The organism is Citrobacter sp. wls716 (assembly GCF_005280975.1).
Taxonomy (GTDB): domain Bacteria; phylum Pseudomonadota; class Gammaproteobacteria; order Enterobacterales; family Enterobacteriaceae; genus Citrobacter; species Citrobacter youngae.
On record NZ_SZWX01000057.1, the window covers coordinates 106,228 to 119,454 of the forward strand.

The 13,227-nt window shown below is 54.5% G+C and carries 12 protein-coding genes; 9 read left to right on the forward strand and 3 right to left on the reverse strand.

What is annotated here, in order from left to right:
- Positions 1-94 precede the first annotated feature (94 nt).
- From serB to nadR, 3 genes are all read left to right on the forward strand, one after another.
- A complete protein-coding gene (gene serB / locus FDX24_RS22345) occupies positions 95-1,063 on the forward strand; it encodes a phosphoserine phosphatase (protein WP_101741335.1) in 969 nt (322 codons plus the stop codon).
- An 11-nt stretch (positions 1,064-1,074) separates the two neighbouring features.
- Positions 1,075-2,457: a DNA repair protein RadA gene (gene radA, locus FDX24_RS22350; protein ID WP_001728171.1), complete on the forward strand. Its 1,383-nt coding sequence runs from the start codon at positions 1,075-1,077 to the stop codon at positions 2,455-2,457.
- A 115-nt stretch (positions 2,458-2,572) separates the two neighbouring features.
- On the forward strand, positions 2,573-3,826 hold the full coding sequence (nadR, locus tag FDX24_RS22355) for a multifunctional transcriptional regulator/nicotinamide-nucleotide adenylyltransferase/ribosylnicotinamide kinase NadR (RefSeq protein ID WP_137364955.1): 1,254 nt from the start codon (positions 2,573-2,575) through the stop codon (positions 3,824-3,826).
- A gap of 99 nt (positions 3,827-3,925) precedes the next feature.
- On the opposite strand, the gene ettA is transcribed toward nadR, so the two are convergent.
- Positions 3,926-5,593, reverse strand: coding sequence for an energy-dependent translational throttle protein EttA (gene ettA / locus FDX24_RS22360; RefSeq protein WP_048212765.1), 1,668 nt, complete (start codon positions 5,591-5,593; stop codon positions 3,926-3,928).
- 332 nt (positions 5,594-5,925) lie between these two features.
- Between ettA and sltY the strand changes: the two genes are divergently transcribed.
- Both sltY and trpR read left to right on the forward strand, forming a co-directional pair.
- Positions 5,926-7,863: a murein transglycosylase gene (gene sltY / locus FDX24_RS22365; protein WP_137365012.1), complete on the forward strand. Its 1,938-nt coding sequence runs from the start codon at positions 5,926-5,928 to the stop codon at positions 7,861-7,863.
- An 88-nt stretch (positions 7,864-7,951) separates the two neighbouring features.
- On the forward strand, positions 7,952-8,278 hold the full coding sequence (gene trpR / locus FDX24_RS22370; protein WP_003837292.1) for a trp operon repressor: 327 nt from the start codon (positions 7,952-7,954) through the stop codon (positions 8,276-8,278).
- A gap of 55 nt (positions 8,279-8,333) precedes the next feature.
- On the opposite strand, the gene yjjX is transcribed toward trpR, so the two are convergent.
- Positions 8,334-8,849, reverse strand: coding sequence for an inosine/xanthosine triphosphatase (gene yjjX / locus FDX24_RS22375; protein WP_137364956.1), 516 nt, complete (start codon positions 8,847-8,849; stop codon positions 8,334-8,336).
- Between the two features lie 52 nt (positions 8,850-8,901).
- Here yjjX and gpmB point away from each other — a divergent pair, with 52 nt between their 5' ends.
- Positions 8,902-9,549 (forward strand): 2,3-diphosphoglycerate-dependent phosphoglycerate mutase GpmB, encoded by a 648-nt coding sequence (gene gpmB / locus FDX24_RS22380; RefSeq protein WP_005123948.1) that lies wholly within the window; start codon positions 8,902-8,904, stop codon positions 9,547-9,549.
- Here the strand turns inward: gpmB and robA are convergent.
- Positions 9,546-10,415: an MDR efflux pump AcrAB transcriptional activator RobA gene (gene robA / locus FDX24_RS22385; protein WP_048212763.1), complete on the reverse strand. Its 870-nt coding sequence runs from the start codon at positions 10,413-10,415 to the stop codon at positions 9,546-9,548. The two genes, gpmB and robA, sit on opposite strands and share 4 nt — an antisense overlap.
- Before the next feature lie 211 nt (positions 10,416-10,626).
- Between robA and creA the strand changes: the two genes are divergently transcribed.
- From creA to creC, 3 genes are read left to right on the forward strand one after another with little or no spacing between them, the layout of a single operon-like run.
- Positions 10,627-11,100 (forward strand): protein CreA, encoded by a 474-nt coding sequence (gene creA, locus FDX24_RS22390; RefSeq protein ID WP_048212762.1) that lies wholly within the window; start codon positions 10,627-10,629, stop codon positions 11,098-11,100.
- Positions 11,101-11,112: 12 nt separating this feature from the next.
- Complete coding sequence (creB, locus tag FDX24_RS22395) at positions 11,113-11,802, forward strand: two-component system response regulator CreB (protein WP_137364957.1); 690 nt, start codon at positions 11,113-11,115, stop codon at positions 11,800-11,802.
- Positions 11,802-13,226, forward strand: coding sequence for a two-component system sensor histidine kinase CreC (gene creC, locus FDX24_RS22400; protein ID WP_048212760.1), 1,425 nt, complete (start codon positions 11,802-11,804; stop codon positions 13,224-13,226). Before creB ends, creC begins: the two co-directional genes overlap by 1 nt.
- The last annotated feature ends 1 nt before the right edge of the window (position 13,227 follow it).

Consider the following 13,227-nt stretch of genomic DNA (forward strand, 5'->3'; position numbering starts at 1 on the left):
GGCTTAATGTTGCCAGAAGCGCTGGTTACAGGGTAGCCTCATGCGTTATTTTCCGCTGGATGATTCCGACCCGAACGATTTTACAGGAGCTTTAATGCCTAACATTACCTGGTGCGATCTACCTGAAGATGTCTCTCTGTGGCCAGGTCTGCCCCTTTCTTTAAGCGGTGATGAAGTGATGCCGCTGGATTACCACGCGGGCCGCAGTGGCTGGCTGCTGTATGGTCGTGGGCTGGATAAACAACGTTTAACGCAATACCAGAGCAAACTGGGTGCGGCGATGGTGATCGTAGCCGCCTGGTGCGTTGAGGATTATCAGGTGATTCGTCTGGCGGGCTCGTTAACGCCGAGAGCGACAAAACTGGCGCATGACGCCAAACTGGATGTTGCCCCATTAGGTAAAATTCCGCATCTGCGCACGCCGGGTTTACTGGTGATGGATATGGATTCAACGGCTATCCAGATCGAATGCATTGATGAAATTGCTAAACTGGCCGGAACCGGCGAAATGGTTGCTGAAGTCACCGAACGCGCGATGCGCGGCGAACTGGATTTTACCGCCAGCCTGCGCAGCCGCGTGGCGACGCTGAAGGGTGCTGATGCCAATATTCTGCACCAGGTGCGCGAAACATTGCCGCTGATGCCAGGCCTGACGCAACTGGTGTTAAAACTGGAAACGCTTGGCTGGAAAGTGGCTATCGCTTCTGGCGGGTTTACTTTCTTTGCCGATTATCTGCGTAACAAGCTGCGCCTGACGGCAGCTGTAGCGAATGAGCTGGAGATCATGGACGGTAAATTCACTGGCAACGTGATCGGCGATATCGTCGATGCGCAGTACAAAGCCAGTACTCTGACCCGCCTGGCGCAAGAGTATGAGATCCCGATGGCGCAGACGGTGGCGATCGGCGACGGTGCCAACGATCTGCCGATGATCAAAACGGCCGGGCTGGGCATTGCGTATCATGCGAAACCCAAAGTGAATGAAAAGACGGAGATTACTATCCGTCACGCTGACCTGATGGGCGTGTTCTGCATTCTCTCTGGCAGCATGAATCAGAAATAATGAGGTAAAACGTGGCAAAAGCTCCTAAACGCGCCTTTGTTTGTAATGAATGCGGGGCCGATTACCCGCGCTGGCAGGGGCAATGCAGCGCCTGTCAGGCCTGGAACACCATAACCGAGGTGCGCCTTGCCGCGTCGCCAACGGTGGCGCGCAACGAGCGACTCAGCGGCTACGCCGGAAATGCGGGCGTCGCAAAAGTGCAGAAGCTTTCTGACATCAGCCTTGAGGAACTGCCGCGTTTTTCTACCGGATTTAAAGAGTTTGACCGCGTGCTCGGCGGCGGGGTGGTTCCCGGCAGCGCCATACTGATTGGCGGTAACCCCGGCGCGGGGAAATCAACGCTGCTGCTACAAACGCTGTGCAGGCTCGCCGAGCAGATGAAAACCCTGTACGTCACTGGCGAAGAGTCGCTGCAACAGGTGGCGATGCGCGCGCATCGACTTGGCTTGCCGACGGCGAACCTGAACATGCTGTCGGAAACCAGTATCGAACAAATTTGCCTGATTGCTGAAGAAGAACAGCCGAAACTGATGGTGATCGACTCCATTCAGGTGATGCATATGGCGGACATTCAGTCTTCGCCGGGCAGCGTGGCACAGGTGCGTGAAACTGCGGCTTACCTGACGCGCTTTGCCAAAACGCGCGGCGTAGCGATTGTGATGGTCGGCCACGTCACCAAAGATGGCTCGTTGGCCGGGCCGAAGGTGCTGGAGCACTGTATTGACTGCTCGGTGTTGCTCGACGGTGACGCTGATTCCCGTTTCCGCACTCTGCGTAGCCACAAAAACCGCTTTGGCGCGGTGAATGAGCTGGGCGTCTTTGCCATGACCGAGCAGGGTCTGCGCGAAGTCAGCAACCCGTCTGCAATCTTCTTAAGCCGTGGCGATGAAGTCACTTCCGGTAGTTCGGTGATGGTAGTCTGGGAAGGCACGCGCCCGCTGCTGGTAGAGATTCAGGCGCTGGTCGATCACTCAATGATGGCGAACCCGCGTCGCGTGGCGGTCGGTCTGGAACAAAACCGTTTGGCGATTCTGCTGGCGGTGTTACATCGTCACGGTGGCTTGCAGATGGCGGATCAGGACGTGTTCGTCAACGTGGTCGGCGGCGTAAAGGTTACCGAAACCAGCGCCGACCTGGCACTGCTGTTGGCAATGGTTTCCAGTCTGCGCGACAGGCCGTTGCCGCAGGATCTGGTGGTCTTTGGTGAAGTGGGGCTGGCGGGAGAAATCCGCCCTGTGCCGAGCGGTCAGGAGCGTATTTCCGAAGCGGCGAAGCACGGCTTTCGCCGGGCGATTGTTCCTGCCGCTAACGTTCCGAAAAAAGTGCCGGAAGGGATGCAGGTCTTTGGCGTTAAGAAGCTTGCAGATGCGTTAAGCGTGTTTGACGACCTATAATTATCTGTATGCACTGATGTTGTATAATTTGCCGGGTGGCGACGCAATGCGTCTTATCCGGCCTACGGATTGATGTTGTAGGCCTGATAAGCGAAGCGCCATCAGGCATTTTTACATGTTTCTTCAGCAGGAGGCTCTTGTGTCATTTGATTATCTGAAAACCGCCATTAAGCAAAAGGGCTGTACCCTGCAACAGGTGGCGGATGCCAGTGGCATGACCAAGGGATATCTAAGCCAGCTTCTGAATGCCAAAATTAAAAGCCCCAGCGCGCAAAAGCTGGAGGCGTTGCACCGTTTTCTCGGACTGGAGTTTCCGCGTCAGCAGAAAAATATCGGTGTGGTATTCGGTAAGTTTTATCCGCTGCATACCGGCCATATCTATCTTATCCAGCGCGCCTGTAGTCAGGTCGATGAACTGCATATCATTATGGGCTATGACGACACGCGCGATCGTAGTCTGTTTGAAGACAGCGCCATGTCGCAACAGCCCACGGTGCCCGATCGTCTGCGTTGGCTGCTGCAAACCTTTAAGTATCAGAAAAATATTCGTATTCATGCCTTCAATGAAGAGGGCATGGAGCCGTATCCACATGGTTGGGACGTGTGGAGCAACGGAATAAAAACGTTCATGCAGGAGAAAGGGATCCAGCCAAACTGGATCTACACCTCTGAAGAGTCAGATGCCCCGCAATACCTCGAACATCTGGGGATCGAAACCGTGCTGGTGGATCCCAAGCGGACGTTTATGAGCATCAGCGGCGGGCAAATCCGTGAGAACCCGTTTCGCTACTGGGAGTATATTCCCACCGAAGTGAAGCCGTTTTTCGTGCGCACCGTGGCGATCCTCGGCGGGGAGTCGAGCGGTAAATCGACGCTGGTGAACAAGCTCGCCAACATTTTTAACACCACCAGTGCGTGGGAATATGGGCGTGATTACGTCTTCTCCCATTTGGGCGGCGACGAGATGGCATTACAGTATTCTGACTACGATAAAATCGCCCTGGGACAAGCGCAATACATTGATTTTGCTGTTAAGTATGCCAATAAAGTGGCGTTCATCGACACCGATTTCGTGACCACTCAGGCCTTCTGCAAAAAGTACGAAGGGCGTGAACACCCGTTTGTGCAGGCGCTGATTGACGAGTATCGCTTTGACCTGGTGATCCTGCTGGAAAACAACACCCCGTGGGTGGCAGATGGTTTGCGCAGCCTTGGCAGCTCGGTTGACAGAAAAGCGTTTCAGACGTTGCTGGTGGAGATGTTACAGGAAAACAACATCGATTTTGTGCACGTTCAGGAGCCGGACTACGATGGTCGCTTCCTGCGCTGCGTGGAGCTGGTAAAAGAGTTGATGGGCGAACAGAGATAGTTTACATGCCGGATGGCGCTGCGCTTATCCGGCCTACAAGTCGCACTAACCTCGTAGGCCAGATAAGGCGTCACGCCGCCATCCGGCGCTTAACGCTAATTACTTAGAAATACGCTTGTACTTAATACGCTTCGGCTCCAGTGCATCCGCGCCCAGCGTGCGTTTCTTGTACTCTTCGTATTCGGTAAAGTTACCTTCGAAGAACTCAACCTTACCCTCATCCTGGTAATCCAGAATATGGGTGGCGATACGGTCAAGGAACCAACGGTCGTGCGAGATAACCATCGCGCAGCCCGGGAACTCCAGAAGGGCGTTTTCCAGCGCGCGCAGGGTTTCGATATCCAGGTCGTTGGTTGGTTCATCGAGCAGCAGCATATTACCGCCAACCTGCAGCAGCTTCGCCAGGTGCAGACGGCCACGCTCACCACCGGACAGCTCGCCGACGCGTTTGCCCTGATCCACCCCTTTGAAGTTAAAGCGGCCTACGTAGGCGCGGCTTGGCATCTCGGTGTTGCCGATCTTCATGATATCCAGCCCGCCGGACACTTCTTCCCACACGGTTTTGCTGTTGTCCATGGCATCACGGAACTGGTCAACAGACGCCAGCTTCACGGTTTCACCCAGCTCAATGGTGCCGCTATCAGGCTGTTCCTGACCGGACATCATGCGGAACAGGGTCGATTTACCCGCGCCATTCGGACCGATAATGCCGACGATAGCGCCTTTCGGTACCGAGAAGCTCAGGTCGTCAATCAGTACGCGATCGCCGTAGGATTTACGCAGATTGGTGACTTCAACGACTTTATCGCCCAGACGAGGTCCTGGTGGAATAAACAGTTCGTTGGTTTCGTTACGTTTCTGGTATTCGGTATTGTTGAGTTCTTCAAAGCGCGCCAGACGGGCTTTGCCCTTAGACTGACGGCCTTTCGCGCCCTGGCGTACCCACTCCAGCTCTTTCTCAATGGATTTACGGCGAGCCGCTTCCTGAGAGGCCTCCTGGGCCAGACGCTGATCTTTCTGCTCCAGCCAGGAGGAGTAGTTGCCTTCCCACGGAATACCTTCACCGCGGTCAAGCTCCAGAATCCAACCCGCTACGTTGTCGAGGAAGTACCGGTCGTGGGTAATGGCCACCACGGTGCCTTCGAAGTCATGCAGGAAGCGTTCCAGCCACGCCACGGATTCGGCGTCCAGGTGGTTAGTCGGTTCGTCGAGCAGCAGCATGTCTGGTTTTTCCAGCAGCAGGCGGCACAGCGCGACGCGGCGGCGTTCACCACCGGAAAGCTTCTCAATTTTGGCATCCCAGTCCGGCAGACGCAGGGCATCGGCGGCACGTTCGAGCTGTACATTCAGATTATGACCGTCGTGCGCCTGAATAATCTCTTCAAACTTGCCCTGTTGCGCAGCAAGTTTATCGAAGTCGGCGTCTGGCTCTGCGTACTTGGCGTACACTTCATCCAGGCCTTTCAGTGCGTTAACCACTTCGGCAACCGCTTCTTCAACGGATTCGCGAACGGTATGTTCCGGGTTTAGTTTCGGTTCCTGCGGCAGGTAACCGATTTTAATGCCAGGCTGTGGGCGAGCTTCGCCTTCGATATCGGTATCAATGCCGGCCATGATGCGCAGCAGGGTAGATTTACCCGCGCCGTTCAGACCGAGTACACCGATTTTGGCGCCAGGGAAGAAGCTCAGTGAGATGTTTTTAAGAATATGACGTTTCGGCGGAACGACTTTGCCGACACGATGCATGGTATAAACGAATTGGGCCACGTTGGACTCGCCTCTAATGTTTATCCCGTCATACTTCAAGCCGCAGATGCGTTGGCTGTGTTCGTTCACCCCAGTCACGTACTTTTGTACGCTCAGGGGATTCACTCCCTCGCCGCCTTGCTGCAACTTGAATTATTGAGGGCTAATTATTGGTAAATAGTTATCAAAGGCGAAGTGTAGCCTTTTTCATTGCCCAATCCCAGCCAGCAGATCTCACTCGCAACAAAAGTAAAAAAGTGTCCGTGACGTGGCACATTCTGCAATGTCTGGTTAGCATGAATGAATTAAGCGGCATGATGCTGCACAGACGTAAACGACAAGAGGAAGAGCTTGTGGACAAAGCCAAACAATTTACCTGGCGCCTGCTGGCGGCCAGCGTATGTCTGCTGACGGTCAGTCAAGTGGCGCGAGCCGATTCCCTGGATGAGCAGCGCAATCGCTATGCGCAAATTAAGCAAGCCTGGGATAACCGACAAATGGACGTCGTAGAGCAGATGATGCCCGGGCTGAAGAACTATCCTCTGTATCCTTATCTGGAATATCGCCAGATCACTGACGATCTGATGAATCAGCCCACCATTACCGTCACCAATTTTGTGCGCACCAACCCGACGCTGCCCCCGGCGCGTACGCTGCAATCGCGTTTCGTGAACGAACTGGCGCGCCGCGAAGACTGGCGTGGACTGCTGGCGTTCAGCCCGGAAAAACCGGGTACCACGGAAGCGCAATGTAACTATTACTTTGCGAAATGGAGTACCGGGCAAACCGAAGAAGCCTGGCAGGGCGCGAAAGAACTGTGGTTAACCGGCAAAAGCCAGCCGAACGCTTGTGACAAATTATTTGGCGTATGGCGCGCTTCCGGTACTCAGGATCCGCTGGCGTATCTGGAACGTATCCGTCTGGCGATGAAAGCCGGGAATACCGGACTGGTGACCGCGCTGGCCGGACAGATGCCTGCACAGTATCAGACAATTGCGCAGGCAATTATCGCGCTGGCCAACGATCCTAATTCGGTGATGACCTTTGCGCGGACAACTGGAGCAACAGATTTTACGCGCCAGATGGCGGCGGTGGCTTTTGCCAGCGTGGCGCGCCAGGATGTGGAAAACGCCCGCCTGATGATCCCCTCGCTGGTGCAGGCGCAGCAGCTGAATGACGAGCAAACCCAGGATCTGCGCGATATTGTTGCCTGGCGCCTGATGGGCAATGACGTTACCGACGAGCAGGCCAAATGGCGCGATGATGCCATTATGCGCTCGAATTCCACAACGCTTGTGGAGCGCCGTGTGCGCATGGCGCTGGGAACCGGCGATCGCCGTGGCCTGAATACCTGGCTGGCGCGTTTGCCAATGGAAGCCAAAGAAAAAGATGAATGGCGCTACTGGCAGGCGGATCTGCTGCTGGAGCGCGGACGCGATGCGGAAGCCAAAGAGATCCTGCACCAACTCATGCAGCAGCGCGGTTTCTATCCGATGGTGGCGGCACAGCGCCTGGGCGAAGAGTACGCGCTGAAAGTGGATAAAGCACCAGCTAACGTTGATTCTGCGCTGACTCAGGGACCAGAAATGGCGCGTGTTCGTGAACTGATGTACTGGAACATGGACAATACCGCACGCAGTGAGTGGGCGAATCTGGTTACCAGCCGCACGAAGTCTGAACAGGCACAACTGGCGCGTTACGCGTTCAACAATCACTGGTGGGATCTGAGCGTTCAGGCCACGATCGCCGGTAAGCTGTGGGATCACCTGGAAGAACGTTTCCCTCTGGCCTACAAGGATCTGTTTACCCGTTACACCAGCGGCAAGGATATTCAGCCAAGCTATGCGATGGCGATAGCGCGTCAGGAAAGCGCCTGGAACCCGAAAGTGAAATCACCGGTTGGCGCAAGCGGGCTGATGCAGATTATGCCGGGTACGGCGACGCATACGGTGAAAATGTTCTCGATTCCGGGTTACAGCAGTCCGAGCCAGCTATTGGATCCTGATACCAACATCAACATCGGAACCAGCTATTTGCAGTACGTGTATCAGCAATTTGGCAATAACCGCATCTTTGCGTCAGCAGCCTATAATGCCGGTCCGGGGCGCGTTCGCACCTGGCTTGGCAATAGCGCTGGCCGCATTGATGCCGTCGCGTTTGTCGAGAGCATTCCATTCTCAGAGACGCGTGGTTATGTGAAGAACGTGCTGGCATACGATGCGTACTATCGCTATTTTCTCGGCGATAAACCGGAGTTGATGAGCGACGCAGAATGGCAACGTCGTTACTGATCGTGTCGGTTGTGTTATGCTATCGTACTCGTTAAAGAGTACAAAGGGGGAAGCAAGCACGCTTCCCCCGCAACGATGGCGATAACTTATGACTCAGCAATCACCCTATTCAGCAGAGATGGCAGAACAACGTCACCAGGAGTGGTTACGTTTTGTCGATTTGCTTAAACACGCCTACGAACAAGATTTACACCTGCCACTGCTCAATTTGATGTTAACGCCGGATGAGCGTGAAGCGTTGGGCACGCGTGTGCGTATCATTGAAGAGCTGCTGCGCGGTGAGATGAGCCAGCGTGAGCTTAAAAACGAGCTCGGGGCGGGGATTGCTACTATTACGCGAGGGTCGAATAGCCTCAAATCCGCGCCGGTGGATCTGCGTCAGTGGCTGGAACAGGTGTTGCTCGGGAAAAATTGATCCGCCGGATGCGGCTTTGCCTTATCCGGCCTACGATTGAACATCCGGCACAATGCTATAAATACACCGCGTTATGAAACGGGCTGAGCGCCAGAATCACCGCCTGGTGGTAGACGCTCGAGCGCGTCAGCTTACCTGCAGTAAACACGCCGATTGCACCCTCTTTACGGCCAATTTCATCAATACCTGTATAGTCCGACATTACCGGGCCGAGCGCTTCACCCAAGCGGACTCTGTCGAGAATGACAGCAGGCAATGGCAACGTGGCTGAACGGGCTTCGCCGCGCTGGACGCCGTTATCAATTACCACCCAACTAAAGGTGGCGTCATCGTCAATTCCTGCTTCAATGGCGACCCAGAAATCAGCCTGCGGGTGCTGGCGGCGAGCGTTATCAACGCGATTTCGTGCGCCAGTGCGCGTTTCCTGGTTTCCGAAAGGTTGTTCCGGCACGCCACTCTCGACGGCGACGGGTTCAATATGGCAGGATCCTTCCCCGAAAATCTCTTCAAATGCCCGCAGAATTGCCTGAATTTTGGCAGGATTGGTGGTCGCAGAGATAACCTTGTGCATAATTAAGCTCAGTTTGAAAATTCATCGCATCGCAGTATAACGGAAAAAAAGCATGTTACAGGTATACCTTGTTCGCCATGGCGAAACGCAGTGGAACGCCGAGCGACGTATTCAAGGCCAGTCAGACAGCCCACTGACCGCTAAAGGTGAGCAGCAAGCCATGCAGGTGGGTGAACGCGCCCGCTCGTTTGGTATTACGCATGTCATCAGTAGCGATTTAGGTCGTACACGACGCACCGCAGAAATCATCGCCCAGGCCTGCGGCTGTGATATCACCTATGACTCACGTCTGCGTGAACTGAATATGGGCGTGCTGGAGCAACGTCATATTGATACGCTGACGCCGGAGGAAGAGGGCTGGCGTCGTCAGTTGGTGAACGGTACGGTGGATGGCCGTATTCCTGAAGGGGAATCGATGCAGGAACTGAGCGATCGCGTTAACGCGGCGCTGGCATCCTGTCTGGAACTGCCGCCGGGGAGTCGACCGCTGCTGGTCAGTCATGGTATCGCGCTGGGTTGCCTGGTGAGTACGATTCTGGGATTACCGGCATGGGCTGAACGTCGCCTGCGTCTGCGCAACTGCTCTATTTCTCGTGTCGATTACCAGGAAAGTTTATGGCTGGCACCGGGATGGGTAGTTGAAACGGCAGGGGACATCTCTCATCTGGACGCCCCTGCGTTGGATGAACTGCAGCGCTAGCGGCGAATCGGAATCAGGAATTCGCAGCGCAGGTTAATAGGGCGATCTCCCGCTTTGGCATCTTCTGCCGGGTAGTATCGCTCGATATCCTGCCCTTTACGGCGCGTCAGGTTCAGCATCGGCATGCAGGTGCCGTAAACCGTCAGGATAAACTCCTGCACGCCCGTCCCCAGACCCTCATAGGTAAACATCACATATTCGCCGCCCTGTAACAGGATGGGTTGCGCCGACTGCACGTATCCGTTGGCCTGCTCTGGTGTGAGCGCGGTGGTATAAAACACTTCCTGTTCGTCATCTTTCTCAATGCTGGGGCGCGTTTCATTGAGTCCGTACAGAACCTGCGGGATCGCAGGAGCCTGACTGAGGAAGTCGCGCCAGAACTGGATCCGCATTTCATGACGGAAATCTGAAATCTGTTCCAGCGAGCAGGAATAGCTTTGCGTAGTGCCAAGCAGTTGCGTATCTTCAAGCGTGACAAACTCATGCGCAGGCATAGCAAATTCACCCAGTCGCATCGGCGGGCGAATACCGAAAGCGCTCCATTCCGGCGAACGACGATACAGCGCAGGCGTCTGAGAAAACTGTTTCTTGAACGCGCGGGTAAAGGTTTGTTGAGAGTCAAAGCGATACTGCAGGGCGATGTCCAGAATCGGACGCGCAGTCAGGCGTAGTGCCACTGCGGACTTCGATAAACGGCGGGCGCGGATATAGGCGCCAATAGCATGGCCCGTCACGTCCTTGAACATTCTCTGCAGATGCCACTTGGAATAGCCTGCTTTTGCCGCCACATTGTCAAGCGACAAAGGCTGATCCAGATGGCCTTCCAGCCAGATTAAGAGGTCGCGAATAATGCCAGCCTGATCCATAAAATATCCTCATCCTTTCAACAACGAGTACCTGACGTCAGGTATGAGGATAATAGCATTTTTTGCTGTTTTAGCATTCAGTGTTTTTTTTGCTCATAAATGCTTTTTTCGGACATACGAAAGCGTGATTATTGTAATCCTGTGATCTATATACGTTTTATCTTAGAATGTCGAATAATTGCACAGAGTAACTTTTAAAAATGGTAACAATATGAAATATAAGAGCTTAGTCATTTCCTCAATTCTGCTGATGATGGCGCAGGTTGCCCATGCGGAGCAGATTGGATCTGTCGATACCGTGTTCAAAATGTTTGGACCGGATCATAAAATTGTGGTCGAGGCATTTGATGATCCTGATGTCACCAATGTGACCTGCTACGTTAGCCGCGCCAAAACCGGTGGAATTAAAGGTGGACTGGGTTTGGCTGAAGATACTTCCGACGCGGCTATCTCCTGTCAGCAGGTGGGGCCGGTGGAGCTGAGCGACAGAATTAAAAACGGCAAAGCCCAGGGCGAGGTGGTCTTTAAGAAACGTACATCGCTGGTGTTTAAATCCTTACAGGTCGTGCGTTTTTATGATGCAAAACGTAATGCGCTGGCCTATCTGGCCTATTCAGATAAGGTGGTTGATGGATCGCCCAAAAATGCTATCAGCGCGGTACCTATCATGCCGTGGCAGCGATAACAGGCAGGCAAAATGCAACAGACGCTGATCTGGTTGGTTGAGGACGAGCAGGGGATTGCGGATACGCTTATCTACATGCTGCAGCAGGAAGGTTTTAGCGTTGAAGCTTTTGAGCGTGGATTGCCCGTGCTGGAAAAATCACGCCAGAGATGTCCGGATGCGATCATTCTGGATGTCGGACTCCCGGATATCAGTGGTTTTGAACTGTGCCGACGCTTGCTGGAACGCCATCCGGCATTACCGATCCTCTTTCTGACTGCGCGTAGCGATGAAGTCGATCGCCTGCTGGGGCTGGAAATTGGTGCGGATGATTATGTGGCGAAACCCTTCTCTCCGCGTGAAGTGTGCGCCCGCGTGCGTACATTGCTGCGGCGGGTGAGAAAATTCTCCACGCCTTCACCGGCGACGCGCTGTGGGGATTTTGAGCTCAATGAGCTTGCCGCACAGATTACCTGGTTTGGGATGCCGTTAAATCTGACGCGCTATGAATTCTTGTTGCTGAAGACATTACTGTTGTCGCCGGGACGCGTCTACTCACGCCAACAGTTAATGGATTTAGTCTGGGCCGATGCCCAGGATACCTTTGACAGAACGGTCGATACCCACATCAAAACGTTGCGCGCCAAGCTGCGGGCCATCAACCCCGAGCTTTCCCCCATCAATACGCATCGCGGTATGGGATACAGCCTGAGGAGCGTCTGATGCGCATTGGCATGCGTTTGCTGCTCGGCTATTTTCTGATTGTTGCCGTCGCCGCCTGGTTCGTTCTGTCTATCTTTGTGCAGGAAATTAAGCCAGGCGTGCGCCGGGCGACCGAAGGCACTTTAATTGATACCGCCACGCTGCTGGCCGCGCTGGCACGTGATGACTTGCTCTCTGACTCTCCCGCCAACGGCAGGCTGGCACAGGCCTTTTCGCAACTGCACGATCGTCCTTTTCGCGCCAATATCAGTGGCATTAACAAAGTGCGCAATGAGTATCACGTCTACATGACGGACGCGCAGGGCAAGGTGGTATTTGATTCCGCCAACCAGGCCGTCGGCGAAGATTATTCTCGCTGGAACGACGTATGGTTAACGCTGCGTGGGCAGTATGGCGCACGAAGTACGCCACAGAACACGGCCGATCCGGAAAGTTCGGTGATGTATGTTGCCGCACCGATTGTTGACGGCGGACGTATTATCGGGGTGCTGAGCGTTGGTAAACCGAATGCGGCAATGACGCCAGTGATTAAACGCAGTGAGCGGCGGATGCTGTGGGCCAGCGCCGTGTTACTGGGGATCGCCTTAGTGATTGGCTTTGGGATGGTATGGTGGATAAACCGGTCTATCGCGCGGCTGGCACGCTATGCTGATTCTGTCACTGAGGATCGCCCCGTTGCGCTTCCTGATCTTGGTAGCAGTGAGCTACGCAAGTTGGCGCAGGCGCTGGAAAGTATGCGTCTGAAGCTGGAGGGCAAGAATTATATTGAGCAGTACGTCTATGCGTTGACGCATGAGTTAAAAAGCCCGTTGGCGGCGATCCGCGGTGCGGCTGAGATTTTGCGCGAAGGGCCGCCGCCGAACGTGGTTGCGCGTTTCACCGATAATATTCTGACGCAGAATGCGCGCATGCAGGCGCTGGTCGAAACTTTGCTACGCCAGGCACGACTGGAGAATCGACAGGACATTACGTTGACGCCGGTGGCGGTAGATGCGCTTTTTACCCAGCTTAAAGAGGCGCGTAGTGTGCAGCTGGCGGCAAAAAATATCACGCTTACCGTTGTACCTTCATCGCTGACGGTTGCCGCCGATGCCGCACTGTTGGAGCAAGCGTTGGGTAATCTGCTGGATAACGCCATCGATTTTACGCTGGAGAACGGGACAATTGTATTGAGCGCGCATTCGCAGGAGGACCGCGTCACAATACAGGTCAGTGATAACGGTAGTGGCATACCTGACTTTGCGTTGCCGCGTATTTTTGAACGCTTCTACTCGCTGCCCCGTGAGAATGGGCATAAGAGTAGTGGGCTGGGGCTGGCGTTTGTCAGTGAGGTTGCGCGATTGCATCGAGGTGACGTGACGTTATGCAACCGACCAGAAGGCGGGGCGCAGGCCTCGTTTACACTTCACCGTCACTTCACATAAC